Source organism: Vibrio sp. 1249-1, from assembly GCF_033340495.1.
This window is the reverse complement of sequence record NZ_JAWOWJ010000010.1, coordinates 20,248-45,615: the sequence shown is the minus strand read 5'-3', so window position 1 is coordinate 45,615 and position 25,368 is coordinate 20,248. Positions and strand designations below refer to the sequence as shown.

The 25,368-nt window shown below is 43.9% G+C and carries 20 protein-coding genes; 10 read left to right on the top strand and 10 right to left on the bottom strand.

Annotated elements, in window-relative coordinates; translation table 11 throughout:
* Positions 1-54: 54 nt before the first annotated feature.
* The 4 genes from R7Z50_RS17225 to R7Z50_RS17210 are packed head-to-tail and all read left to right on the top strand — an operon-like array spanning position 55 to position 4,791.
* Entirely contained in the window at positions 55-1,470 is a 1,416-nt protein-coding gene (locus tag R7Z50_RS17225; RefSeq protein WP_053306992.1) for a TolC family protein, read from the top strand.
* A gap of 3 nt (positions 1,471-1,473) precedes the next feature.
* Positions 1,474-2,454, top strand: coding sequence for an HlyD family secretion protein (locus R7Z50_RS17220; RefSeq protein ID WP_005377122.1), 981 nt, complete (start codon positions 1,474-1,476; stop codon positions 2,452-2,454).
* 22 nt (positions 2,455-2,476) lie between these two features.
* Positions 2,477-3,643 carry an ABC transporter permease gene (locus R7Z50_RS17215; protein WP_213898658.1) on the top strand — a complete coding sequence of 389 codons (1,167 nt, stop codon included), beginning with the start codon at positions 2,477-2,479 and terminating at the stop codon, positions 3,641-3,643.
* A complete protein-coding gene (locus R7Z50_RS17210; RefSeq protein ID WP_213898657.1) occupies positions 3,640-4,791 on the top strand; it encodes an ABC transporter permease in 1,152 nt (383 codons plus the stop codon). Before R7Z50_RS17215 ends, R7Z50_RS17210 begins: the two co-directional genes overlap by 4 nt.
* Positions 4,792-5,077: 286 nt before the next feature.
* On the opposite strand, the gene R7Z50_RS17205 is transcribed toward R7Z50_RS17210, so the two are convergent.
* From R7Z50_RS17205 to aspT, 6 genes are all read right to left on the bottom strand, one after another.
* Complete coding sequence (locus R7Z50_RS17205; protein WP_017634569.1) at positions 5,078-5,986, bottom strand: LysR family transcriptional regulator; 909 nt, start codon at positions 5,984-5,986, stop codon at positions 5,078-5,080.
* A 143-nt stretch (positions 5,987-6,129) separates the two neighbouring features.
* Complete coding sequence (locus R7Z50_RS17200) at positions 6,130-6,558, bottom strand: hypothetical protein (RefSeq protein WP_047102715.1); 429 nt, start codon at positions 6,556-6,558, stop codon at positions 6,130-6,132.
* Between the two features lie 17 nt (positions 6,559-6,575).
* A complete protein-coding gene (locus tag R7Z50_RS17195) occupies positions 6,576-7,745 on the bottom strand; it encodes a patatin-like phospholipase family protein (protein ID WP_318089319.1) in 1,170 nt (389 codons plus the stop codon).
* Between the two features lie 210 nt (positions 7,746-7,955).
* Positions 7,956-8,813 (bottom strand): pyridoxal kinase PdxY, encoded by an 858-nt coding sequence (gene pdxY, locus R7Z50_RS17190; protein ID WP_318149174.1) that lies wholly within the window; start codon positions 8,811-8,813, stop codon positions 7,956-7,958.
* 125 nt (positions 8,814-8,938) lie between these two features.
* A complete protein-coding gene (locus R7Z50_RS17185) occupies positions 8,939-10,534 on the bottom strand; it encodes a bifunctional aspartate transaminase/aspartate 4-decarboxylase (protein WP_258624464.1) in 1,596 nt (531 codons plus the stop codon).
* A 95-nt stretch (positions 10,535-10,629) separates the two neighbouring features.
* A complete protein-coding gene (aspT, locus tag R7Z50_RS17180; protein WP_005377107.1) occupies positions 10,630-12,345 on the bottom strand; it encodes an aspartate-alanine antiporter in 1,716 nt (571 codons plus the stop codon).
* A gap of 426 nt (positions 12,346-12,771) precedes the next feature.
* Here aspT and R7Z50_RS17175 point away from each other — a divergent pair, with 426 nt between their 5' ends.
* The 6 genes from R7Z50_RS17175 (at position 12,772) to R7Z50_RS17150 (ending at position 20,987) form a co-directional block, all read left to right on the top strand.
* The gene (locus R7Z50_RS17175; RefSeq protein ID WP_005377106.1) at positions 12,772-12,984 is read left to right on the top strand and encodes a DUF1656 domain-containing protein; all 213 of its coding nucleotides are present in this window, start codon (positions 12,772-12,774) and stop codon (positions 12,982-12,984) included.
* Between the two features lie 10 nt (positions 12,985-12,994).
* Positions 12,995-13,858, top strand: coding sequence for an HlyD family secretion protein (locus R7Z50_RS17170; protein WP_005377105.1), 864 nt, complete (start codon positions 12,995-12,997; stop codon positions 13,856-13,858).
* Positions 13,859-13,871: 13 nt separating this feature from the next.
* Complete coding sequence (locus tag R7Z50_RS17165; protein ID WP_005377104.1) at positions 13,872-15,227, top strand: FUSC family protein; 1,356 nt, start codon at positions 13,872-13,874, stop codon at positions 15,225-15,227.
* Positions 15,228-15,528: 301 nt separating this feature from the next.
* Positions 15,529-17,184 (top strand): hypothetical protein, encoded by a 1,656-nt coding sequence (locus R7Z50_RS17160; protein ID WP_005377103.1) that lies wholly within the window; start codon positions 15,529-15,531, stop codon positions 17,182-17,184.
* Between the two features lie 210 nt (positions 17,185-17,394).
* Positions 17,395-19,434 carry a carboxylesterase family protein gene (locus tag R7Z50_RS17155; protein WP_318149173.1) on the top strand — a complete coding sequence of 680 codons (2,040 nt, stop codon included), beginning with the start codon at positions 17,395-17,397 and terminating at the stop codon, positions 19,432-19,434.
* 101 nt (positions 19,435-19,535) lie between these two features.
* Positions 19,536-20,987, top strand: a complete 1,452-nt coding sequence (locus R7Z50_RS17150; RefSeq protein WP_318149172.1) for a phospholipase D family protein — start codon at positions 19,536-19,538, stop codon at positions 20,985-20,987.
* Between the two features lie 57 nt (positions 20,988-21,044).
* Here the strand turns inward: R7Z50_RS17150 and R7Z50_RS17145 are convergent, their stop codons facing one another.
* From R7Z50_RS17145 to R7Z50_RS17130, 4 genes are all read right to left on the bottom strand, one after another.
* A complete protein-coding gene (locus R7Z50_RS17145) occupies positions 21,045-22,703 on the bottom strand; it encodes an autotransporter assembly complex protein TamA (protein WP_246542564.1) in 1,659 nt (552 codons plus the stop codon).
* A 334-nt stretch (positions 22,704-23,037) separates the two neighbouring features.
* The gene (locus R7Z50_RS17140; RefSeq protein ID WP_005377099.1) at positions 23,038-23,502 is read right to left on the bottom strand and encodes a DUF2846 domain-containing protein; all 465 of its coding nucleotides are present in this window, start codon (positions 23,500-23,502) and stop codon (positions 23,038-23,040) included.
* 169 nt (positions 23,503-23,671) lie between these two features.
* Complete coding sequence (locus R7Z50_RS17135; protein WP_318149171.1) at positions 23,672-24,298, bottom strand: LysE family translocator; 627 nt, start codon at positions 24,296-24,298, stop codon at positions 23,672-23,674.
* Between the two features lie 327 nt (positions 24,299-24,625).
* Positions 24,626-25,252 (bottom strand): LysE family translocator, encoded by a 627-nt coding sequence (locus R7Z50_RS17130; RefSeq protein WP_318149170.1) that lies wholly within the window; start codon positions 25,250-25,252, stop codon positions 24,626-24,628.
* Between the last annotated feature and the right edge of the window lie 116 nt (positions 25,253-25,368).

Sequence of the window (25,368 nt, the reverse complement as noted above, 5' to 3'; positions counted from 1 at the left end):
CGCAGTTACGAATCCTTTATATTAGAGCTAATACTCTACGACAAAGCAGCCATTATGAAAAAAACAGGAAAGTTTTGGATACTGGGCTTACTTAGCAGCTCGATTTCCCTTGCCTGTCATGCGGCACCGATCACTTTTGATACCGCATGGCAGCTATTGCTAGAAAACAACTATTCTCTTAAAGCTCAACGCTCAAACGTCGAGAACTACCAATACCAAGAGAGTGCCACCAGCAATCTCAACTTACCTCAAGTTACCATTGGCGCGAATTACACGCGTTTAGATACCGATATCACGCTTTCGGGAAAACAGATCCTAGACAGCACAGGAGCACACATTAACGTACCTCCTGCTTTTCAGCCTATTTTTGGTGCCTTAGCTAATACCACTTCGACCATAACCGAGCGCGATATTTTCTCTTCGTCTATTCGTGCGATTTGGCCAATTTTTACTGGTGGTCGAATTTCTGCGGCTCAATCAGCAGCAGAAGGCAAAACGGATGAGGCGAAAAGTCAGCTCCTAATGGAACAACAAGCGCGTTTTGAAGATTTATCGAAGTACTACTTTTCTGTCGTACTGGCAAAGGAAGTACTCGCAACGCGGCAAGCGGTTGAAGCAGGGCTAAAAAAGCATCGAGATTTTGCCATTAAGCTTGAAGAGCAAGGACAAATCGCGCACGTTGAGCGCCTGCAAGCCGAGGCTTCTTTAGATAAAGCATCCGTAGAAACACGTAAAGCTGCCAGCGATTTGAGTATCGCTCAGGCTGCATTAGGTAAATTACTCGCACAAGATGACGCCGTAGAGCCCGCTGAATCTTTGTTTATCAACGACAGTCTTCCCCCTCTTAGCGCTTTTGTCGATCAAACGTTGCTTACCTATCCGGGGTTAGAACTTCTGAGCGCTAAACACAAACAAGCCTCTAGCTTAATCAAAGCAGAAAAAGGGAAATACTACCCTGAAGTTTATCTTTACGGCGACTACAGCTTGTATGAAGACGATTCTCTCGCAAGCCAAATGAAGCCTGACTGGTTAGTTGGTGTTGGTGTCAGCATTCCACTGATTGAATCATCAGGGCGAAGCGAAAAAGTCAAAGCCGCTCAAAGCGTCGTCTCGCAGGTCGACTCATTAAAGTCCCAAGCCAAACAAGACTTATCGCTGTTAGTCCAAAAGACATACTTGGAGGCTCAGCAAGCCATTGATGAAGTACAAGGGCTCGCATCTAGCATTGAACTCGCTAACGAAAACCTGCGCTTGCGTGAAAAAGCATTTACTCAGGGTCTGTCGTCTTCTCTGGATGTTGTGGATGCACAACTTTATGTCGCGAGTATAGAAACACAACGTTCAGCGGCGCGTTTCCGCTATTTAATATCTTTAACCAAGCTACTCGCATTGAGCAGTGAAATGAACAGCTTCGAACAATATCAAAATACCGCTTATATCCCTGCTTCAACATCCAAAGAGGTGAAATAAATCATGGCAGCTAAATCACTAAAACCCGTTTTACTCTCACTTTGTGCTTTGGGTGTTGCCTCTTGGGTTGGGTATCAATTTTACCAAGCCTATCAACCAGAACCGATCCGCTTACAGGGATTAATTGAAGCCCAGCAATACAGCATTTCCTCAAAAGTCCCAGGGCGTATTGATGAGGTCATGGTACGTAAAGGCGACGATGTAGAGAAAGGTCAGCTTATTTTTACCCTTCATAGTCCTGAAATTGAAGCGAAGTTAGAACAAGCAAAAGCAGGTGAAAAAGCGGCGGACGCCTTAGCTCAAGAAGCTGAGAAAGGCGCACGTGAGCAACAAATCCAAGCAGCAAAAGATCAGTGGATGAAAGCCAAAGCCGCTGCGAATTTAATGGAAAAAACCTACAATCGTGTGAATAACCTTTATAACGATGGCGTGGTTGCAGAACAAAAACGCGATGAAGCTTTAACTCAGTGGCAAGCAGCGAAATACACAGAAAGTGCCGCGTTTCAAATGTACGAAATGGCAAAAGAAGGCGCTAGAAGTGAAACCAAAGTGGCTGCGGCGGAAAAAGCGCGCATGGCATCAGGTGCGGTAGCCGAAGTAGAAGCGTATGCGAAAGATACTCAGATCTACAGCTGGTTCGACGGCGAAGTCTCTCAAGTTCTGCTTCAAAGTGGTGAATTAGCACCTCAGGGCTTCCCAGTCGTTACTGTGATAGATACAGAAGATGCCTGGGCGACACTGAATGTGCGTGAAGATTACCTTCAACACTTTAAAAAAGGAGCAACCTTTGATGCCTATTTGCCTGCCTTAAATAAAAATGTTGAGTTCAAAGTAACGCATGTTGCCGTTATGGGTGACTTTGCAACGTGGAGAGCAACCGATGCTTCTCAAGGTTTTGATCTTCGTACCTTTGAAGTAGAAGCTCGTCCAGCTCAACCCGAACCTGAACTGCGTATGGGAATGAGTGTTGTCGTTGAACTTTAATCACAACCACTAGGTTAATGCTATGACGATTAAGATTTCACAGCGGCATATCTTACGACGAGACAAGTGGTTGCTTTCGTGCCTTACTTGGATACCGATTTTGCTCGCGATGATGATTTGGGGAGTGTTCTCTGCGGGCATTGCCCGAGATCTGCCAATCGGTGTGGTTGATCTACAACATTCCCAACTTTCTCGAAAGCTCATTCAATCTTTGGATGCGTCGTCGAGTCTGGCTGTCAACTATCACTACACCAGTGCAAGCGAAGCAAAAAATGCGATGATTGAAGGCGATATCTACGCTTACGCGGTCATCCCATCTAAGTTCGACCAAGATATTCTCCAACACCGCCAACCTCAACTTTCTGTCTTTTACAACAGTCAGTACATTTTGGTAGCGAAACTGATCAACTCTGCCGTTGCGCAAGCACAAGGCTATTTCGACGCTCAGGTTGAAGTAATGGGCAACTTGGCTAAGGGTAACACCACAACGTTAGCAGCGGCTGGACAGGCTGTACCCGTGTCGACACAAATAACCGCATTATTTAACCGTAACAATAACTACGCACAATTTTTGGTAACGGCTATCGTGCCAGCCATTTGGCAAATATGTATTGTAGTAAGCACTATTTTGATTCTTGCCGCGCACTTTCGCATTTATGGTGGAAAGAATAGCTTTGCATTTTTGGGCGAAAAGCCATACGCCAGGCTCACTACCCTATTAAGTCAGTACATTCCGGTCTTTATGGCGCAAGGTGCGTTGTTCTTGTACTGGTTTTATTCCGTGCTTGATTGGCCAATGGAAGGCAGTTTTGTGGTTATGCTATTAGCACAATTGGCGACGGTTATCGCCTGTATCATTATGGGAGCGTTGTTCTTCTTCTTGTCGATGGATCCTGCACGTGCGATGAGTTTTGCTGGCGCATTTACGGCTCCAAGCTTCGCGTTCATGGGAATTACATTCCCAGTTTCTGACATGAACACGCTCGCTTATGCATGGCGTTCATTATTGCCGATTACCCATTACATTGAAGTACAAGTGAGTCAAGCAAGCTATGGAGCATCGGCCGCACAATCTTTAAGCTCGCTATGGCCTATGATTGGTTACGTTGTGCCCCTGCTCATTACCGCAGCCTTGATGGGTAAACATCGAACAGCTTCATCAACACGCCAAGCGAAGGAGGCGGTATGACATTGTGGCAACTGATTAAAGCGGAACTTAAGGCCGTTCTAACCAATCCAGTCGTTACGTTGACCGTGTTTGGTGGTGTCGTATTTTACTCGTTTTTATACCCTTTGCCTTATGCACAACAAACGCCTCGTGAACAACCAATCGCGATTGTTAATCTAGATGGTAGTCAGACGAGTTTAAAGCTGGAACGTATGGTTGATGCCACCCCACAAGTCAACGTAGTCACTCGACTTCATACGATTGCCGATGCAAAGCAAGCATTTTTACAACGAGAGATCACCGGTTTTTTAGTCATACCAGAACACTTTTACAAAGACCTAATGCTAGGTAAAAGCCCGACTCTGGCCTACGCTGCGGACGCCTCGTATTTTCTCGTGTACGGAACCGTGGTAGAAGGATTGGCCCAAGCGGGAGGCACATTAGGGGCCCAAGTGAAAGTCAGTAAAATGGTGATAGATGGTGTGCCCATGAGTATGGCTAGCCATAATTACTCTGCTATTAAGCTTAATATGAAACCGACGTTCAACCCAACCATGGGTTACATCGAATACGTAGTGCCGGCAGTATTTGTTCTGATTTTACAACAAACGTTGATCATGGCGGTTGGGTTACAAACGGGAACACAGCGTCATGGTCGTGGCTATTGGTCACAAGTATCAACGGGATCGCTGCTGCTTGTGAGAACGTTAGTATTTGTGGCAATTTATTATTTACTCGGCGCCTATTATTTTGGTTTTAGCTTCGAACGCTTAAACGTAAACCATATCGCCAACGCGGGCGAATTGCTGGCTATGTTGTTACCGTTCTTTTTAGGTTGTTGCGGACTAGGCTTCTGGCTAGGTTACTTATTACCTCGGCGTGAACTTGTCACCTTAGTCGTCCTAGTGAGCTCTATGCCGTTCATTTTCTTGGCTGGTTTTATTTGGCCGATTGAAGCCATACCTACTCCTTTACTATGGATTGCTGATTTAAGTCCAAGTACATGGGCGATCAAAGCTTTCTTAGCGCTAAACCAAATGGGGGCAACCTGGCAACAAGTCGCTCTACATTGGACGGCACTTTGGGCACTCACTGTGCTTTGGGGTAGCGTTGCGTACTGGATTGCTAAGCGAAGTAACAAGCCAGTTGTAACAGAGAGCTTGGGGTGACAGCTGACATTTTCTATTACTATAAAAAAAGCCGGGTAACTAAACCCGGCTGAAAATCTGCGTCCTTGCAGCGGACATATGGTAAAAACACTTTTTGCTCTGGGCTTACCCATTGAGCGAGATTAGATTAAGCCAAAAAGTATGGATTCCATACTCTCATATAGAGGGTCATATCCTTCCAATAGACATTAGTCTTCGCTAGAAAGATAACGTTTTTCAGACACAAAAAAACAAGACTCACATTGAGTCTTGTTGTTGATAGGGATGAGCAAGATACATGTCGCCGCTAAGTCATATCGCGGATTATTTTCTCTCGGTATTCTGTAACGACCTTCATGATTGAATTTTTTACATCACCGACTTGCTTAGAGGGTTGGCACCATAGGCCAAAACCAAACTTAAAACCTTCCAATAATTCAGAAGCTTCCACTGGCTCTATATGATTATTAGAAAACTCCGAATGGGCAAACGTTCTGGGGAGAATCGCCCATCCTAAACCTGCTTCAACCATTTTCACTACAAGGGCCAATTGGTCGACCTCTTCATGGTTCGAACTTACGATGACTTTTTCGCCCATTCCCTCTTCAATAAGAGACCGCAGTACAAATTGTTTACTATTCCTCAAGGCTGTCAATACTCGATCTGGTGCCATAGAAGCGAGTTCACCACCTTTCTGGACGAAAGGAACAAATTCAAAATGACCTAAAAACGTCGCATCCAGACTATGTATTGCTCGACTATCATGCACATTGACAATACCGAATTGATAATCACCATTCTGTAAACCCTCTTTAATTTCGTTGCGATTACGAACAAGAAAGTTAACTCGCATCATCGGAAAATCTGCTGCTAATTGAATACGAAGCAATACAAGAAAACGGTGTGGTATAGCGCTTGAATAGGCGATACTAACATTCTCTAACCCACCGTAAGCTAGACTTAATGCGACTTTATCGAAAGTACGTGCTTGTTCGATGGTTTGCTTAGCATAGTGGTAAAGAAGATGACCATCTTCTGTCGGTTCTACCGAGCGCCCCACTCGCTCAAACAGGTTGACCGCCAGTTGATCTTCAAGATTGGTAATCACCTGCCCTATTGTAGTTCGGTGCTTATTGAGTTTGACCGCCGCCTTACTAAACGAAAGCTGTTCATAAACGGTTACGAACGCGAGAAGTTGTTCAAAACTAAAATTCATAGGTTGTGCTTACTTTTTAGAGTTATCTAATTAAATTACCACAAGATCGTAGAATTGCTACTTGGTAACGGTAACAATCTGCGTTTGAATTCCTTCTCGACAACACAAAAAAAACCTACTAGCGTCAGTAGGTTTTCTCTAACTTAGTTGTACTCAACGACACGAGCTAAATAGTTGAATTCTCCTGAGTCACCATGGTAATCGCGGTAGACATCGACACTGAAATATTTAGGTTGATCAGCGTAAATGTGGTCAACGACTTTTTGCTCAAGTGACTCCAACGTTTCACCGACCTGAGAGTACACGAACTGCTTGTTCACTTTTTCCAATTTACGTTGTTTCGCTTCTTTGTGTGACACATAGTTGTTGATCTCTTCCCACTTTCCCACGAACTCGACCGCCACGTAACTCGAGTTCTCGTCAATCATAATAAAGGCTGCACCTTCTTCTTTGATTGCAGACAGTTGCTGCATATCACTATCCACTTTTTGCTGGTCAAGATGGGCTCCACTTTGGGCGAATGCAGTCGCGGAAGCGGTAAGCATCATGAGTGTAAGAACGGCTTTTTTCATTGTATCGTTTTCCTGTATTAAGGGAGTTCAGTTACCCAAAGTTGCCCTTGGGTGGCTTTTTTGAATCCATATTCGTAAATCGTCAGCAAGTAGCGGTGATCGAACATATCTTTCGTTACTTTGGCGTATCTGAAATCTTGATCAATGTAGGTAAACTGCATCTCGATATCGTTGATTTCACTGATGTATTTCATTCGATAGAGATCACCACGAGTTTGCGCTAGCGTAAGGCTTGAGACACTTTTCGATACCAAGTCCAAACCTTTGTCTTTTAGTGGACGATACGGCGCTTTTAACGCACCATTGCGAATCACATCCAACTGAGGCGCTTTTTCTAACCCCAAAGCATCTGAGATTTGTTGATAGTTGAAGTTAGACGGATTAAAGAACACCTGCGCTGCGAGACCGCCATCTACGTGTAACTCCTCAAGTGTTTCTCCATCATGTTCAACATCGATAAATTGTGGAGGGAAAACACCAGGGATCGATGCGCTCGCAGCAAGCACCTTGTAAATAAGTTTAGATTTGTCCGCTAAATCACTGTTCGCAATCGCACCAATATTCCAAATCACCAGTTCGCCTGAATCAAAATGGGTACTGCCAATAAAGAGGCGTTTACCATTGCGGTGTTGCTGCGCCATCGCCTCGATCATGGGCTCAGGGTAAGCGTCTGCGATGAAATCATAGAGGTTCTCACCATCGGTAAACGCGTCCTTAAACAGGGTATTTAAGAAGTTCTTCTTACCCAAAATATTCTTATCATTGATGTTGAGCATGACTTCTTTCATCTTTGGCATCGCATCACCGCCAATGAAAACAAAAGGAGCGATTAGGGCACCCGCACTGACTCCAGTAATGATGGCATAATCTTTTAGCTCCCCCTTTTCCTGTAGCCCCATCAAAACGCCGGCCCCGTATGCGCCGTTTACGCCACCACCCGATAAGGCCAAAATATTGAGCTGTTCACCCTCTACTTTGATCGGTGTGGTTTGATTGTGCGCTGAGTAGAGAAAATCCGGCGCTTCATTGGCCCACATTCGAAGTGGCTCATTTGGTGTCGAACTCGCGATCTCGACATCTTTATAGTTGCTTTGAGAAACACGAACATCCAGCGTATGAGGTGAACTACAAGCTACTATCAGCAGCGAAAGTGCAACCGTCACACCAGAGGAAATTAAACGATTCATAATCAGTCTCATTTAATGTTCTCTGGCGTATGACCAGAGACTCAGTTTGAAGTTAATTGGGTCAAAATGAAGTCCGTTTCGTTGTTTGGAGTTACTATAGCTAGGCACGGCTAAACCCCATAATCGCGATTGTAGGATGCTATCCATCAAAGCAATTATGCCAAGTTTCTATATGCTAACTTTACGCTTCTCCGTTAATTAGGTACTGCGCTAAGCAATTTTCACGACGTTGAACTCATGCGTCGGTTCGACAAATTCGTATTGGGCATTGATCATCTGTAGCTCCCATGTGCCATAGCCTTTTGTGATCTCCAATACACCGTAAACGGCGTTATGTGTATGACGAAAGGCTGCGACAGGAGACATCTTCTTCACCAAACAAGAGGTAAAAATCGCAGAAATTAAATCACCGACACCGACGGGTTGCTGGTCAAAATCAATACTTGGACGCTGAGCTAAATAACACGCTTTCGGTGTCGCTAAGATCATACTGAAGGCGTCATCTGTTAGAGCATGCAGATGTTTCACCAATACCATTTTCGGTCCTAACTCTAAGGCTTTTTTACATGCAGTGACCGCATCATAAAGAGAGTCAATTTTCACACCTGTTAACTCGCTCAGTTCAAACTGGTTAGGAACAATCACATCAGCGATGGGCAACAAGCTATGGCTTATCGCTTCTTTGACACCGTCTGCCACAATGCAACCTTTGTCTGGATCACCCATAACTGGGTCACACACATAAAGTGCACTATGATTACGCGATTTGACTAAACTTACCGCTTCGGCCACCGCTCGACATTGCTCTGCGCTGCCTTGATAACCGGACAGTATCGCGCCACATTCGCCTAACTTCTCAATGTTATCTAAGCCTCTCATTAGAGAATGAATTTCATCTGCCCCAAACTTCTGCCCAGTCCAACCTTGCTGGTACTGAGTGTGATTTGAAAACTGAACCGTGTGGATTGGCCAGACTTCGAGGCCCATCCTCTGCATCGGGAAGACGGCAGAGCTGTTTCCTGCGTGGCCATAAACCACATGAGATTGAATAGAAATAATGCTTTTCATAAGTCACTCTTAATTGAGAAGTTTGTTAGCTTGGCGACTAAATAAACACAATATCGCGCACTGTGCTTATTTGGTCGGAATAGCCTCGACAACGCCGAGGCTTATTCTTAATCAGGCTGGATTAATTAGCCGTGGAACTCAGCAAAGTACTCATCCAACACTTTGCGTGTTGCACGACCGATAAGCTCGTATTCGTGGTGAGTAAGGTTTGCTAACGAAACTCGAACTGATGCGTGCACTACATCGAAGCCTTGGCCTGGAAGCAGGATAACGCCGGTTTCATGTGCAAGGCGGAACAGGAAGTCTTTGCCCTTCTCGCTCGCTTTGAACCATTCAACGAATGCTGGTCCGTACAATTTGCCGCCCAGAGTGTCGAGCTCAAGCAGTGTGTAGTAGTCCACACGATCTTTGTTTTCTTCAATTTCTACACCCATGTTTTTGTACAGAGTTTTGTAACGCTCGCGAATGATGCGTTTACATGCTTCTTTGTAGTTTTTCTCTGAGTCCATCAGACAATTCAATGAGAACAGCGCCATTTGAACTTGTTGAGGAAGCGACAAACCTGCTGTGTGGTTAAGCGCTACGCTACGGCTGTCGGCAACGATACGGTCAATAAACTTGATCTCACGAGGTTCCGGAGTCAGCGTTTTGTAACGATCGTCCAACTCAAGTTGACGCACTTCAGGAAGGCTACGCATTGCATCGTCAAACACGTTGTTGTGTTGAATCGCAATCGAGCCTAAACGCCAGCCTGTTGCACCGAAGTACTTAGAGAACGAATACACACAAAGCGTGTTGTATGGCAGTTTTGCAAACAGTGAGACAAAGTCGTCCGCAAATGTGCCGTATACATCGTCAGTCACAATGAACAGGTCGCTACGTTCGTTGTTCACAAAATTTGATAGGTTATCCAGAGTCTCATCCGAGAACTTCACAGACGCTGGGTTTGCCGGGTTAACAACACAAAGCAGTTTGATGCCTGTATCTGCAAGCTTTTCGATTTCAGACATCGGCAGTTGCCATGTTGTCTCATCCAGACGTAGTTCAACGATTTCCAGTTCGTATTCACTCAGTTCTGGAATCTCTAGGTAAGGCGTAAAGATTGGAGTGATTAGCGCAACCTTGTCACCTTTCTTCAATAGACCGTTGTTGAACATAGTTTGGAAGGTGTACGTCATAGACGCCGTACCGCCTTCCGTTGCAAACAGATCGAAGTCTGTTGTCATTGGCATTGGGCCGTACATCTCTTCTGCAATGTATTGCTTCACAACGGTTTCGATGTTCGTCAACATACGTGGTGGCACTGGGTAGTTACATGCAAGGTATGCGTTAACCAGTTCATTCAAGAATGCTTGTTTCTCTAGACCCAAACGGTCTTTTGCGTAGCTCAGCGACTTTTCCAAGAACTGTACGCCTTGGTCTTGTTTATTCTTGCTTGCAAACGTATCGAAGCGTTCAACAATGCCCACACCATCTGGAATGCCACCGAAACCACCATCTAGGTATGAATAAGTGCGCTCGGCTTCCAATATTGCGAACTCACCCAAACGAATGAACGCTTTACGTGGTAGTGTCGCAAGAAAATTAGGATTACCACGACCTGCATCTAATAACGCGCGGTCAGGAACAGTTTGTGCCACTTCAATTAGTTTATCTTTTAATTCAAATGGGCTTAAATCTGCAAATTTTGAAAAATCAATTGTTGTGTTTTGCGTAGTCATAATATTTACCTGAATCTATTATTTAGTAAAATTTGGATAATACTTCCCCTACCGCCTATTTAATTAGGCGATAAGCGTGTTCGAATTTATTTAAATTACATGCCTGCGTTTAAAGTAATAATGCCGACAATAATTGGACCCCATAGGGTAAGCAGGACATTGGCGACTGCATAAGTCACAGTGAATGAGAATACTGGCGTTGCGTTACCTGTTTTTTCCATTAAAGCCGCGAATGCTGGGTTCGCACTTCGTCCACCTGTCACACAGCCAAGTGCTTCAACCGGGTTCTTAATCTTCAATACAAAATATGAGAAGAAGAACGAAATAATCTGAGGGATAATCGTTACACCCATGCCAAGGAACAACAGAGACATACCGTGTTCTTTGATGGTGTCGACCGCTTGAGGCCCAGCCTCAAGGCCAACAATGCCTACAAATGCTGCCAAACCGAAATCTCGAATAAAGTTCGCGGCACCCACAGGAAACTGAGCAACATGCGGATTGCGGCTACGCAACCAACCGACGATCAAACCTGAGATCAAACAACCTGCACCAGAACCGATAGTGACGGGAATACCAGCAATCTTAAAACTGATTAGACCAATTAATAGGCCCACCACCATGCCCATACCAAGCACGATTAAGTCAGTCACGTTTGCTGAGCCCATTCGCTGACCAATGTTTTTCTCAACGCGATTGATATCTTTTGCGGTACCTGTAAGCTGGATGACGTCGTTTTTCTTCACCACAAGATCCGGCGTCATTTCAATTGAGTTGCCTTCACGAATATAGTCTGTCACATAAATACCGCGCATAGAGCCTTGGTTCGAAGCCTCTTTAATCTCTTGCAGCGACTTACCAATCAGTTTGCGGTTGTCTGCGATCAGTTGACGGTTTTCTTCAATAACTTCATAGCCTTCTGGAAGTGCAATCTCGTTGTCAGCCAAACCATCTTGCAGCTTATGTACCGCATTACGACGACCAGTTACAACAATGACATCCCCTTCTTTCAGTGCTGTGAATTTGTCCACTTCTAGCACTTTGCCATCACGTTGAATCAATTCAATACAAGCAGCTAGAGCGTGTTGGTTTAACTGAGCTAAGGTTTTGCCTGCTAGCCCACCATCTTTGCTCACTTTAAATGCTCGTGTAACCAGCGCTGTGATAGCGTTGAACTCACCCGGCGCTAAATCACGCTTACCATTTGAATTTTTCTCTTCTAGCGCAATCGCTTCTGCTCGGATATCCCACTTCATCAGTGTTGGGAATACCCATGTCACCATCAGAATTGGACCAAGCGAACCAAAGATGTACGTAACCGCGTAGCCTACTGCGACGTTGGTCTGCATTAGGTGCTTCGCTTCTTCTGTCACACCACCAAGACGTGCGATCGCATCACCCGCTGTACCGATGATTGCCGATTGAGTCAAACCACCAGCTGCAAGGCCTGCTGCCGTACCTCTGTCTAGATCAAACATCCAAGCTGCTGCTAGTACACAAAGCAGGCCAGAAACCGTCATCACTACAGCAGAAAGTAGAATGTTGATGGTTCTAAAGTTCAATGCTTTAAAGAACTGCGCACCACCTTGATACCCTACTGCGTAAATAAAGAGCGCAAAGAAAATGCTTTTTACGCCGGGATCAATATGAACACCAAATTGCCCAATAATTACACCCATTAATAATGTTCCCGCAACACCGCCAAGAACAAATCGACCAATGGTAATTTTACCTACCATATAACCGAGAGAGAGCGTAATAAAGAGAGCAACAAATGGTGCCATGTCAAAAAGGTTAGAAATAATTTCCATGACAATTTTACTCTTACTAATAAATATAAACCTCAAATAATCTAACGAATAATCTGTCACTCATATTTGTTGGATTATTTAATTTAAAAAGCATCTCGTTTGCTTCGAAGCGAATATTAGAAACAAAACCTCACAACTCGTAATCCCATTTGAAGGATGAAACCATCACTTCGCATATTCAAACGCAAACATTGAACAATAATTGTCGAAAATTTAATAACTTAGTGGTCTGAAATGAACATCAAATAAATTGGAAAATAAATTTATTTTTATTTTCACTGTCCAAAAAGCTACTTTGTTGCGCTATTCCCTCTATATAGCGCATAACACCTTTCTCTTGATGGATTAGATCCTACAAAAGCGATTATCACTGATGCCATCACTTGCCTTATCTTTACATTCATCAAGTTAATAGAGAAAAACACCATGAACTCAATGCCACATGAACTTGTGTGGGGCGAAGTTTACTTCCCTCCCTTGTTGCTGGTTATTGCATTGGCTTACATGCTCACCATTTTGGTTGGAACCGTTGCAACAAAACTGGGACTCCACAAATACGTTGCATTTCCTGCGCTCGCTGAGCTAAGCCTAATTGTGATTTTTACTGGCGTTATTGGTCGATTCATTACCATATTTTGAGGCAAATTCCGTGATAAAACGTTATCTCATCACACTGCTATTACTGTGTTCCGCTGGCACCGTGATTTTCAGCTACTACCAATCATACTCTGACAACCCTTGGACTAGAGATGGCCAAGTTAGCGCGCACATCGTTTCTATAACCCCCCGCGTAACAGGACAAATCATCCAAGTCTACGTCGAAGACAATTCGCAAGTGAAACAAGGCGATTTGCTGTTTGAGATTGACCCAAGCATCTATAAAGCGGCGTACCACAAAGCGCTAGCAGCTCAAAAGCAAGCCATTGCATTACTAGCAAAGGCCAAAAATGAAGAGCAGCGAGCACTTAAGTTAGAAAAGCGCACACCTGGCGCTGTACCTGTACTGACATTGAATAACCTAGACAATGCGGTGGAGACAGCCGTTGCCAACGTAGAACTCGCGAAAGCCAATGTTGAAGAAGCCAAGCTAAACCTTGATTACACAAAAGTTTATGCGCCAACGAATGGTTATATCACTAATTTGAACTTACGCGTCGGCTCTCAAGTCGTCGCTAACTCCCCAGTCGTGGCTTTGATTGATGAAGACAGCTTTTGGATCGAAGGATATTTCAAAGAAACGGATTTAGTTGGCGTTGATCCACAAGATAAAGCCTACGTGACCTTAATGATGCACAATGAAGCTGTGCTGGAAGGCAAAATCAAAAGCATTGGCTACGGCATTGCGAAGCAAGATGGTAGTACTGGTAACGATCTTTTGCCCAATGTGAACCCTAACTTTCAGTGGATACGCTTAGCTCAACGCATTCCAATTAAAGTTAAATTAGATCACTTACCGAAAGATTTTCAACTACGTGTTGGTATGACGGCCTCTATCAAAATCATCAAACAATAATGCGGTGGAATGTATGTTTAATGCCTCAACCAAAGAAGCAATCAAAGCTGCGCTGTCTATCGTTATCGCGATCTGCCTTGCCTTATGGTTTCAATGGGAGAAACCGTATTGGGCAGCGATCGCAGTCGCGGTAATGGCATTAAATGAAAGCTTCGCTCACTCAATAAACAAAGGTCATAATCGCTTATTAGGAACCCTCCTTGGCATCGGTTATGCCTTTTTCCTCATCACGACGTTTTCTCAAGATCGCTTTTTGTTTCTCACCTTCTTCACCTTGTTTTTAGGTGCGTGCATTTTTATGTCGAGCGACGAAAAGTATGGTTATGTGTTCTCTATCGGTTTTGCTGTGTGCTCCATCATCGCATGTATGGGAGGATTTGATAGTCAAGCAACGTTCCACTTCGCTGTTCTTCGCATGCAAGAGACGATTCTTGGTGTGATCACGTTTTCTGTTGTGTACCGATTAGTCTGGCCAGTCAGTACAGAACAAAACTTCATTCAACGTTTTGAGACCAGCAGAGAGGCGATGCTTAACGCTATGAAATCGCCCAATGATATAGATATTGAAGCTCTTGAGACCAACAGCGCCAACATAGAAAAGTTGTTCCAACTGGTCGGCTTACCACTTACTGGCAGCTACCACTTGAAAGAACATCGTCAGCTATGGCGTGCGCGTTTAAATGAGATGGCACAAATCCAAGACCGATTGCTAGAACAAGCAGATAAATCGCAAAGTCGTGAGATCGATTGGCCAACGCTAACGCAGCAACTTCAAAGCTTTGATATTAGAAATCCAAGTACTTCGCTCATTGGTCACGTTGCTTGTGTCATGCAAAGAGAGAAAAACACAGTTTGGCATCACGAGCATCGAACGTTTATCCAGCATTTGAATGAAGACGGCAGAAAGGTATTGCAAGGTGTATCCATGTTCGTCACTTCTTTGTTGATCTGGATTTATCTGCCCGTACCCGGAGGTTTCATTTTTCCGATGCTAGCTGGCGTGTTCTCTTCAATCGTTCCTACTATGCCACCAAGCATTATTAAAGATGCATTTTTTGGTGTGATAGGCACTGGCACGGTGATTCTATTGCAATACATTTTCCTAATGCCAATGATGACCGAGCTTTGGCAGCTTGGGCTATTCTACTTCATCAACATCATCGTAATTTGGAAGATATTTTCCACACCAAAGCTGATGGTACACAGAATTCTAGGTATTAACTTATTGGTTGTCTTGACATCAGGAGCGCTCAATTTAACCCCAGCATATCGAATTGAAACGCCCTTGCTGATGCTGGTAAACATTATGATCATTTTGATGATTGCCAAGTTGTTTACTGATCTGTTTCGTGTTCGCGTTACGGTCTAAGCGTCACCTCCGTTCTTGAAACTAAAGCCCCGCATTGCTTTTGCTCTGCGGGGCTTGTTGCTTTGTTCACTACCCTATTCCTGCCTCACCCATAAAGCGAGGATAGTATCCATCAAAAGCGATTAACGGGATTTCTCTTCACCTCATAAAATCCTCTCATTGATTCACGAAATGCAATCGAAAACCATGCATTCACAACGTCAATCACAGCAAACATATCTATCTAACTGAACAAGAAGTTCAGTGACACATTAACTGTCTGAGTCTCGAAGGTTTGAGACTATTCAGAGTGGAAACTGTCATGAGTTTTTTTGAATTACGCGCCGGCAAGACGTCTTCTCTTACTGTGCTCGCGAGCGCACTAATGCTTACTACCCCCACTTTTGGCTTCGCCGCTGAAGAGACGACGACCTACAACGAAGTAATCGAGCAAGGCCGAGCGCTGTTCGACAAATACGGTATCAGTCATGATTTACCAAAACTGGCCATCAGCTCTCTAGTTCAAGGCGAGCATTTGGTAGAGCATGCCCACCGAAGTGTTAAAATCGGTGATAGCGTTCGCGATTCGTCCGTCTACTTGGTTAAGAACACCGATAACAAAGGCAACATTGATCTGCGTATCAAGTACAACCCTGAACAACTCGATGAAAATGAAAAAGTACTTGATGAGATCGAAGCTTTCACACGAACAGAATACCGCCTTCGAAACTACGCAGAGAGTTTTGATCCGTCATCAGTAAGAGCCAAAGAGGATCAGAACGGTAATGTGATCATCAGTTTTAATTACTCAAAATACGGTCTTCCTCAAGATATCGCCTACTTCCGCTTTTTAAGCGTTGATATTGAGTTGGTTAATGGTGAACCGAAACGTATGGTCATTACCAACGATAAACCGTTCACACATCACAACTACCAAGTGGATTCTTACGATCAAGAGATCCTCTTCCAGAAGTTAACATCAGGCAAAATTGCGATTGCCAGTAAAAACACCAAGATAGTTGGTTCAAAGAAAAATAACCCCCTCGAAATGATGAGCAGCGTAAAACCGGTAGCGATTTATGAAGATAAGCTTGGCGTGCAAGTACTAGACGAAAAACGCTTGAATGAGGTCTCTGATCCACGCATGCAAGAAGCCAGTGTTAAGCTAGACCGCGTTTTTCCTTTAATGGGTGATATGGTTCGTCGTCAAGGTATCGATTTGCCTCTGCCGTTTGGTGTATCGCTAGCGTATCGAAATCAAGATATGAATATTCCATTTAATGATTTCACGATTGAAGGCATCGGCCTTAATGAACTATTTGATCCCGAAGACAGTGTCGGCATCGTGAGTGCTGAGAGCATGACGCTTCGTGGCGATGTAAACATCCTGCCATTTTGGAATGTATTTGGTTACATCGGAAAAGTTAATGTCGATGCCAATGTTGATGCCGCCTACACGGGTGAAGGTGGCCAGTACATAAAAGATAAGCTGAACGATAAACTGCCAGGATTAGGTGATAAGTTTTGCGATGGTTTATCTGCACTTTGTAGTCGCGGACGCCTAGACGTGCCGCTGCATTTGGAATATGACCTTCGTGGTATAGGTACAACCCTTTCGGTTGGCTATAAAGAATTCTTTGCTTCTGTCACTGGTACCTATTCGCAAACTCGCTTAAAGGGCTTAGATGATTGGGGCGATGGTATTGTTACTGTACAGCCGATGTTGGGTTATCAACTTGTCGATTATCGCACGCAGTTCTTTGTCGGAGCAGAATATCAAGGACTGGACGCTCGAATGGACGGGCATGTAAAAAGCGGTGATATCGAATTCGATTACGACATTGGTGTAGATCTTAATCAATGGGCGTTTTTGACTGGTTTCAATAAGCAAATCGGCAAAAACTACAACCTGACCTTTCTCTATAACAAAGGGGAAACTCGAGAGTCAGTGACCTTAAATCTTGGTTACCGTTTCTAGCTCTCAGGAAGAGCCCGCCCCTATACGATGGTAGGACTGCATCCTACAAAGGCGATTACTGAAACTGTCGCCGATGTCCTACCATTTGAGCCATCAATTCAACAAGCCATCCAACCATTCACGGATTAATGCCAAAGCGTCAGGACGTCGCTTGTTAGATGCCGTTTAACATTTTCGGTGTACGCACCAAATGACTTTTTGGACATAACAATGACTTTACTCAATCGCTCAACTTTAGCCATTACCATCACTCTTGCCTTAGCGGCTTGTGGTGATGATTCAAGTAAACCTAGCGTTCCTTACGATCCGGAGCCATTACAACCGTTACCGCCAGAGCAAATCTCTTTGGAAATTGGTGATGCGACCATTCAAGCCACTAAAGAGTCCCTTGTCATCACACCCCTTGATGCGGATGAAAAACTGGCAGCGGTAGAGGCGTTCAAAGGTATCCAATTTGCGCAAGCAGACCGCTTTCAACACAGCATTGTGGCCCCACTTGAAGGCGATATTGATGCGACTCAGTTCGGTGATGCGTGTCCGCAGTTAAAAACCACCACACAAACGCAGTCAGAAGATTGTTTGAATCTAAACATTTGGCGACCAGCCGGGACAGAAGCGTACGCAGATTTGCCAGTTTATGTCTTTATTCACGGTGGAGACTTTGAATACGGCGCGGGCTCAGAACCGCTGATTCATGGTGATATGGTGGTTGCACAAGGTGCTGACGATGGTAACCCGTTTATTGCTGTTACTTTTAACTATCGTTTGGGCTTGCTGGGCAGTGTTTGGGTCGATGGTTTGGACAACCCTGAGGGCGGTAACTTTGGCCTAGGTGATCAAAAACACGCGCTTGAATGGGTTCAACAAAACATAGAGGCATTCGGCGGCAATCCGCAAAACGTGACACTCATGGGTCAAGGTGCGGGTGCCATGTCGGTAGGAATTTTACAGCAATCAAAAGGCGATGCTGCAATCGCAGGTGAGCACTTTCAACGTGCCATCATGCAAAGCAACGCTTACGGCTTTGAATATAAAAGTTACGATGTTGCCAAGAGCCAAAGACCAGAGCAAAGCGTTGAAGATCTTGCGTTACTGCCACTTGAAGAGGTTATGAAGGTACAGAGCGAGATGCTTGATCCTATTCAACGTCTTAAGAACTGGGTACTGACCGCCGCGAATATTCCGGTTATCAGTCCAACACGCGACAACAGCCCATTAGCTACGTTGATGCCATTTGCGCCTTACATCGAGCATCGCCCACCAGCGTTTCTAGTGAAAGAAGTACCAGGCTATCACTTTACTGAACAAGCGATTGAGAGTGAATGGATCGTACCGACGGTAATTGGCTCTAACAGCGCAGAAAGCAATACTCTGGGCATGCTACCGAGCCTGACATTTTTGATCCCAACTATTATTGAAATCTTGAGCCAAGAGGCGCCAGAAATCATTGAAAGTGGTGACGAAAACTTAATCGTCGAATACATGGTGGAGTGGCTAGAATCGGAGACGAACTTAAACCGTTTACGCGCTGAATATCGTTCATTACTCAGCGATTCAGCTTCGATTGAACTCGATCTTTCTGACTTATTGGAACTGCTGCCTAGCACCGCTTATGAGGCGATGACTAAGTTGTTTTTCGGTTTGGGGAACTCCGATTCAACCGCGGAGTTACTTGCTCTGGCTGACTTCTTCCCTAACGATGAAAGCGAACTGAATGGCGCGGCCAAAAACATGCAGCAATTCAAAACCACGTTGCATGATTTGCTCTTCACGGGTCCAAACCGTCATAAAGTTTCAACTGAAGAAGCAACAGGAGCAACGCCAAGCTTCTACTACTTTGACTACAAACCTGGATTCAACGTATGGACTTACAATACCAAAGGTGAAAATGGCGATCTCGACGTTGGCGATTTACTCAAAAGCATCAGTTGTGTTGTGGGCGCTTGTAATGCATCGGAATTACCATTTGTGTTTAATAAAGCATTAAAGCTTGATGGTTCAAGTGTTCGTCCAGGTAGCAAAGACAAAGCGATGATGAACGAGCTCTCTCGTATGTGGTTTAGCGAACGTTTATTTGATGACTTCCAATACAACGGTGCGACTGATCGAGTATTGCTGATCGATAACGATGGCGGCATTCAATCCACGCAAGACTGGGACAATGCTCATCACTCAGGCATCGATCCAAAACTGCGCCAAGGTCGCCTCAACGGTCTCGAGGAACTTGGGCTGATTCTTAGCCACATGTAACTTCATCCTCAGCCACTCAAAACTCGTTACCGAATACCTAAAAGCCAGTTCGCTGGCTTTTTTCATCCTTATTCCTTGAACATCATTAGGAAGGTTTACTCATGTTTCCTAACGCCCTTCGTGCTCTGCTGCTCTTTATCTTCAGCGCACTATTGGTTGGCTGTGCCCAGCCCTACCCGCAAGTTGAACCGGATTTTGAAGCCAATTGGCAAACTACTCAGCATCAAGCCAAAGTTTACTTAATTCCTACCGCTCCGGAAGCCTTTGCGCGTCGCGTTGAACTGGTAAGAAACGCTCAGCAAAGCATCGATATGACTTACTTTTCTTGGGAAAGTGACACGCTTGGTTTGATGCTACTCAATGAACTCAAACAAGCAGCAGATCGTGGCGTGCAAGTTCGACTCACTCTCGATGATTTATTGGTGTTTAACGAGAAATGGCTTGCTGATCTCAGCGCTCACGACAACATTCAAATCCGTTTATTCAATCCGTTTGATTCACGTAAGTCAGGCTGGATTGGTCGCGCCGTCAACTTCTCTACTCATCAACAACGTTTGGACAATCGTCTGCACGAGAAGTACTTCAACGTCGACCATCAATGGATGATTCTAGGTGGACGTAACATTGGCGACGACTATTTTGGTTACAGCCGCAAAGCCAACTTCTTTGATATGGATGTCTTGTTCAAAGGCAGCATTATTCGAGCGTTCGACCAGAACTACCAACAACTTTGGGACAGCGAGCATGTCACGCCAATAGAAAACATCGTTAACGTTACCCCAAACTATTCCGCGTTTACTAAAGCGCTTAATAAAGGTGAGAAAGACAAAAGCATCATTCTGGCTGAAGTTGAAAAGCAGGTTAAACACCTGACCAGTCCCGACTTCATCGCTGCGCAAGTCACCCCCGTTTTCGACTCATTAAACAAGTTAGAAAACAACAAACCCTACTTTAGAAAACGTGCAGAACACCAAGTTTGGCAACAAATAACCTCTGCATCCAAAGCAGTGATATCAACGCCTTATGTGGTACCAAGTGATGGTGAATTTGCCTTTATTGATACCTTGATGGAGCAAAAAGCGGACATCACGTTAATGACGAACTCGTCTGCATCTAACGACTCTGGCTTTATTCCGGCTTATTACGAGGAGCATCGCCAAACCCTGTTGGATAAGGGCGTTCATATACTTGAGTACAAAAACCAAGCGAAAAATGATGACCATTACTTCCATGCGGATACTTATTATCACAACAAGACGGTGATACTCGATGATAGGCTGACTTATATCGGCTCATCAAACTTCGACCCAAGATCGGACTTCCTCAATGTGGAATTTGGTGTGTTGGTCCAAAGCGAAGCCTTTGCAGAACATGTCATGCACTACTTAAATCGACAACAAGATGAACTGTTTTGGCGAGTATCTCGAGATGGACAAGGCCAAACTCAATGGCAATCAATGAATGAGATCCATACTAAGAATCCAAACTATAGTGGATGGCATAAGGCGCCTAACTGGATATTCAAGAAACTGAATGGTGAGTTCGAACTCTAAACAATCAAGACTTAAAAGGCTCTCTATCTGCAAGGATGAGAGCCTTTTTAATGCCCGCTAAAACTGCGTTCCCAGCGAGAAGTGAACGCGGAATTGGTCTCCTTGAGGAGCATCTAAACCGTAAGCAAAATCCACTTTGACGGGCACGTATTTTGAATTCCATATCAAACTCAACCCTGTACCACTTTTCCAATCCACCTTATCGTTGAAGGCATCACCGACATCATAGAATGCCCCAAGCCACAGTTGGCGGTAGACCTGATATTGATATTCCAGCCCAGCAGTAAACATGTAATGAGCACCAGTTAAATCGCCATTTTCATCTCTCGGAGAGATAGACTCATAACCATAACCACGAAGATTGCCATCACCTCCCGCAAAGAAACGTAATGATGATGGAATATCGCTCAAAGTGTCAGCGACATTAATGCCAACATTAGAACGAAAGTGAAACTTGTGTTTTTCACTAATGTCCCAAGACAGAACACTATTGCCCTCAATACGCAGCAAACGAGAATCGGAGAAAAAATTAGGGTCTGAGTATTCCAATGAGTAAACGTGATGGTGCCTTACTTCTAATTGATCGTTCTTGCGATCAAGCAGTGAAAATGTCACCCCCGGTAATAACAACTGTGATTCGTTATTCTCCGACGCTTGTTGATAACTTTCTTGCAAATAACGAACGTGCATGGTGCTTTGCCAATCACTGTCTAACTGCCAGTGTTTTTCAAACGATAAATCATTAGAAAAACTCGATGTGTCTCGATAGTCGACATGCTTAGATTCAAACTGAATCCCGTAGTAATCCGTTAGAACATTTTGGGTGGGAATTTTGTAACCAAGTAATAGCGATTGTTCCGGTTTGGAAGCGTACGCTTGTGCCTCAAAACTGTGTCCACGTGCGTTATACCAAGGCTTGGTCCAGTTTAGCGAAGCGCGCAACCCCAAGTCTGTCGAATACCCTCCACCGACTTGCACAATATTGCGTGAATTCGGCTCTGCGAGTACTTCTATCGGCACCTTATAGCCATCGAATACCTCCTCGAAATCCGCTTTCACAATCACACTGCGAAACCAATCAGTACTGGAGAGATCGGCCTGATATTGACTCAATTTCACAGTGTCAAAATCGTCGCCCCACTCAAATGTTCTCATCGCTTCTATTCGAGCCGTTTCGATACCCGACGTAAGGACAGAGAGCTCTCCAAATTGGTAACGAGAACCACTAGAGAAATGCAGATTCACATGGGCTTGATTCAAACTTGGAATGACTTCCAAAGACGATTCGATAAAACGTCCATCTAAGTAACCTTTTTGCTGAGCCAATGAAATCAAGTTTCGTTTTAGCGTGTCGTACTCAGAATGAAGCAACGGCTGTCCTTGTTTAAGTTGAGCTTGATTAATTAGTTCGATGAAATCTTGATCGTTACTGGCCTCTCCCGACACAGCAATATTAGATTTTTTGACCAACATAACCTCCCCCGCGTCAACCTCAAGCGTGATGAGATCATTATCTGATCTCTGAACATTGAGCTCGGAATGATAGTAGCCATAAGGGTTTAACGCATTATTAACCATCTGCGTTAGTCGATTTGAGGTAATGTTTGAAACAGAGAGTTTCGTTAGTGGTGTAAGGTGACTTTCAAGATTTTTCTCTAATATTGGTGTTAGCCCTTTGATTTTAAATTGCGCTCCGAGTGCATGATGTAAAGGCATAGAAGCTAAAACTGATATACCTATTATTTGTTTAATGAGAGGAGACACACCGCTACCTAGTTTAGCAATACACTCGACAAGGTTAATGATGGAATGGCATATCAGTTAATCGCGTTTGTAGGATTGCTCCCTACGAAATCCTCTCGAAAATTCACGTTTCACAAGTAGATACTTTGAACGATAAATTGGCTCAAGCTAGGAGGTGGCAAATCATGCGGTCTGAAATAGGTATACTGTTTGCCAAAAATACAAAACCCAACGCTGAATGGATCTCATCAAGCGTTGGGTTACATTGATAATGTGTTTTTAATCTAAAAAGCGTCTGTTAGTAAAACTAGATCGAAGAACAGTTTCCTTTTTCTGCCATGTCGACTTTTAGTACTTCTGCTTTACCTTTGCTTTCGTCCACGAGTTCTACGCCCGCACCACCAACAAATACACCCATTTTAATGTATTGATTAACGAAATAATTACGGCCCTCTTCCGTTAAGATAGTTAAGTGATTTTCCGAAAACTCAGACTCTGTACTTACTTGATGTTCTTTATTGCCTTCGACCTCATGGTAGAAGAATACACCAGGAGCGGTTTCACCAATACATTCCCCATCGACGTAAACATACTTTTTAAGCGCTGCTCCGACAAAAGCATCTTCTCGGTAAATGTAAATCCCTGCGTTCCCCTTTTGAGGTGCTTCAAATGATTTCATTTGATTTGATACTGTCGAATCAACAGTAGGAACAGAAGCACAACCTGACAAACCCAAAAGGAATGCGGAACACAGAATTACTTTATTTTTCATGTTATTAACCTAGCTACGATAAAATCGCGCCAACCATACTATAAATAAATACGTTCACTTATTGGTATTTTTGAAATTTGTGATTCAACCTATGCAATAGCACTCATTTAACGTATGGATTGAGCAAACATTAGCCATATAATAATCACGAGAATAAAATGCCCTGTATCTAACGATCACTAAATGCCACTTTACTCGCTAGACTGATAAGTAGAATACCTGAAACACCTTCAAGAGTTCTTGAATAACGCTGAGAGTGTGGACGACTAAATACCCAATTACCCACAGAGGCGTACAAAACGTTACATGTCGTCGCAAGTGCGCTGAACAGCAAACCAAGTACTAATAATTGCATTGATGTTGAGCTTGCAGACGTATCAATAAATTGAGGCAGAAACGAGAGAAAGAATAGCGCTACTTTTGGATTCAAGACGCTGACGATAACCCCCTGAACAAACACATTTTTATTATTATCAACATTTTTGTTTTCAACGATTTTACTTTCTCCACGCCACATAGACAGTAATGACTGAACACCTAAATAAACTAGGTAAGCGGCCCCTAACCATTTAACAACGCTAAAAGCCAAAGATGAACTCAGAATTATTGCTGACAAACCTAAACATGCCGCTAGTGTATGAAAAAAGTAACCAATACCAAGCCCCAGAGCCGCTTTCAGCCCAGCAGATAATTTACCTTTCATTGTATTGGAAACAATATAAATTACATCAGGTCCAGGAATCATGTTGATAGCGAGACAAGCGACAACAAATAATAATAGTGAGTTTGAATCCATTCTTTTCTCCAAATTAACGTCTTGCGGGATAACATTTCATCGAACTACAAGTAATGCAACGTCCAGGTTTCAATTGGTTATATTTAGTATTAACAACACGTTACTAATACTACAGCACTGCGCGAAGAGCACAATCATGAACAGTGATACGAATTAAATTATGGGCCTTTGTTAGCCCTTTGAATGATAATATTTAGCATCGTTTGGTTGTAAGCTTTTTCTAGCCAGCAGCTCTTATGGAAGTTAACAAATCGGCTACTTAGTATACTTAATAGACCGTCAAATCAGATAGATTATCTATTCTTATTTCTTCAAGCCTTTTTTGCTTCATTTTCCTGCCTCACTAAGCAGCAACTTAATACTTGCCACACCAAAAAATAACGCGAACACGCCTTCAAAAACTGCTTTGAATCTGAGATAGGTTTGCCTGACCTTTTTATACGCGAAAAGAAAAGCATAGCCAAAGAAAACCAAAGCACTAACCAGCCCTACAACAAAAATGACCGACAACAATTCCAACGGACTGGCCGTAGGAGGAACCCCTATCGAATAAAGCGCACCAAAAAACAGAATAGCCTTTGGGTTAGTTAAGTGAATTAACACTCCGGTTAAGTAGTTACCCTTCTCTGTCGTTACGTATGTTTTGGGTAACTTTAGCTGCTCGATGTTGCAGGCAGAATGTACGGACTTTAAAGCCAAATATAAAAGATAAAATGCCCCACAATATCTAAGAATTTCAAAAAGCCAAACATTGCTATAGAGTATGGTTGCGAGACCAAAAGCGGCTGAGGTTGACCAAAATAAAGACCCCGTTAAAACACCTGCAGCCAAATACCCACCAAAGCGCCGACCGTGGCTCATTGACGTGCCTGCTATCGCAAGAGTTGCAGGTCCGGGGCTAGCGATGGCAGCGATAGCTGATACGACAATCAGTGAATAATTTATCTCTTCCATTTTTACTCTAAGCCTCCAAATGGAGTTTTATCAACACTTATCGCAGAATAGTCTATTGAACGTACATCAGAAGCGTAATACTGATTAAACCACCAAGTATCACGAATCGAGTTGAG

Bases quoted from the DNA above. Each gene is read 5' to 3' on its own strand.
- R7Z50_RS17225 (WP_053306992.1), top strand. From the start codon at position 55: ATGAAAAAAACAGGAAAGTTTTGGATACTGGGCTTACTTAGCAGCTCG.
- R7Z50_RS17220 (WP_005377122.1), top strand. From the start codon at position 1,474: ATGGCAGCTAAATCACTAAAACCCGTTTTACTCTCACTTTGTGCTTTG.
- R7Z50_RS17215 (WP_213898658.1), top strand. From the start codon at position 2,477: ATGACGATTAAGATTTCACAGCGGCATATCTTACGACGAGACAAGTGG.
- R7Z50_RS17210 (WP_213898657.1), top strand. From the start codon at position 3,640: ATGACATTGTGGCAACTGATTAAAGCGGAACTTAAGGCCGTTCTAACC.
- R7Z50_RS17205 (WP_017634569.1), bottom strand. From the start codon at position 5,986: ATGAATTTTAGTTTTGAACAACTTCTCGCGTTCGTAACCGTTTATGAA.
- R7Z50_RS17200 (WP_047102715.1), bottom strand. From the start codon at position 6,558: ATGAAAAAAGCCGTTCTTACACTCATGATGCTTACCGCTTCCGCGACT.
- R7Z50_RS17195 (WP_318089319.1), bottom strand. From the start codon at position 7,745: ATGAATCGTTTAATTTCCTCTGGTGTGACGGTTGCACTTTCGCTGCTG.
- pdxY (WP_318149174.1), bottom strand. From the start codon at position 8,813: ATGAAAAGCATTATTTCTATTCAATCTCATGTGGTTTATGGCCACGCA.
- R7Z50_RS17185 (WP_258624464.1), bottom strand. From the start codon at position 10,534: ATGACTACGCAAAACACAACAATTGATTTTTCAAAATTTGCAGATTTA.
- aspT (WP_005377107.1), bottom strand. From the start codon at position 12,345: ATGGAAATTATTTCTAACCTTTTTGACATGGCACCATTTGTTGCTCTC.
- R7Z50_RS17175 (WP_005377106.1), top strand. From the start codon at position 12,772: ATGAACTCAATGCCACATGAACTTGTGTGGGGCGAAGTTTACTTCCCT.
- R7Z50_RS17165 (WP_005377104.1), top strand. From the start codon at position 13,872: ATGTTTAATGCCTCAACCAAAGAAGCAATCAAAGCTGCGCTGTCTATC.
- R7Z50_RS17160 (WP_005377103.1), top strand. From the start codon at position 15,529: ATGAGTTTTTTTGAATTACGCGCCGGCAAGACGTCTTCTCTTACTGTG.
- R7Z50_RS17155 (WP_318149173.1), top strand. From the start codon at position 17,395: ATGACTTTACTCAATCGCTCAACTTTAGCCATTACCATCACTCTTGCC.
- R7Z50_RS17150 (WP_318149172.1), top strand. From the start codon at position 19,536: ATGTTTCCTAACGCCCTTCGTGCTCTGCTGCTCTTTATCTTCAGCGCA.
- R7Z50_RS17145 (WP_246542564.1), bottom strand. From the start codon at position 22,703: ATGCCTTTACATCATGCACTCGGAGCGCAATTTAAAATCAAAGGGCTA.
- R7Z50_RS17140 (WP_005377099.1), bottom strand. From the start codon at position 23,502: ATGAAAAATAAAGTAATTCTGTGTTCCGCATTCCTTTTGGGTTTGTCA.
- R7Z50_RS17135 (WP_318149171.1), bottom strand. From the start codon at position 24,298: ATGGATTCAAACTCACTATTATTATTTGTTGTCGCTTGTCTCGCTATC.
- R7Z50_RS17130 (WP_318149170.1), bottom strand. From the start codon at position 25,252: ATGGAAGAGATAAATTATTCACTGATTGTCGTATCAGCTATCGCTGCC.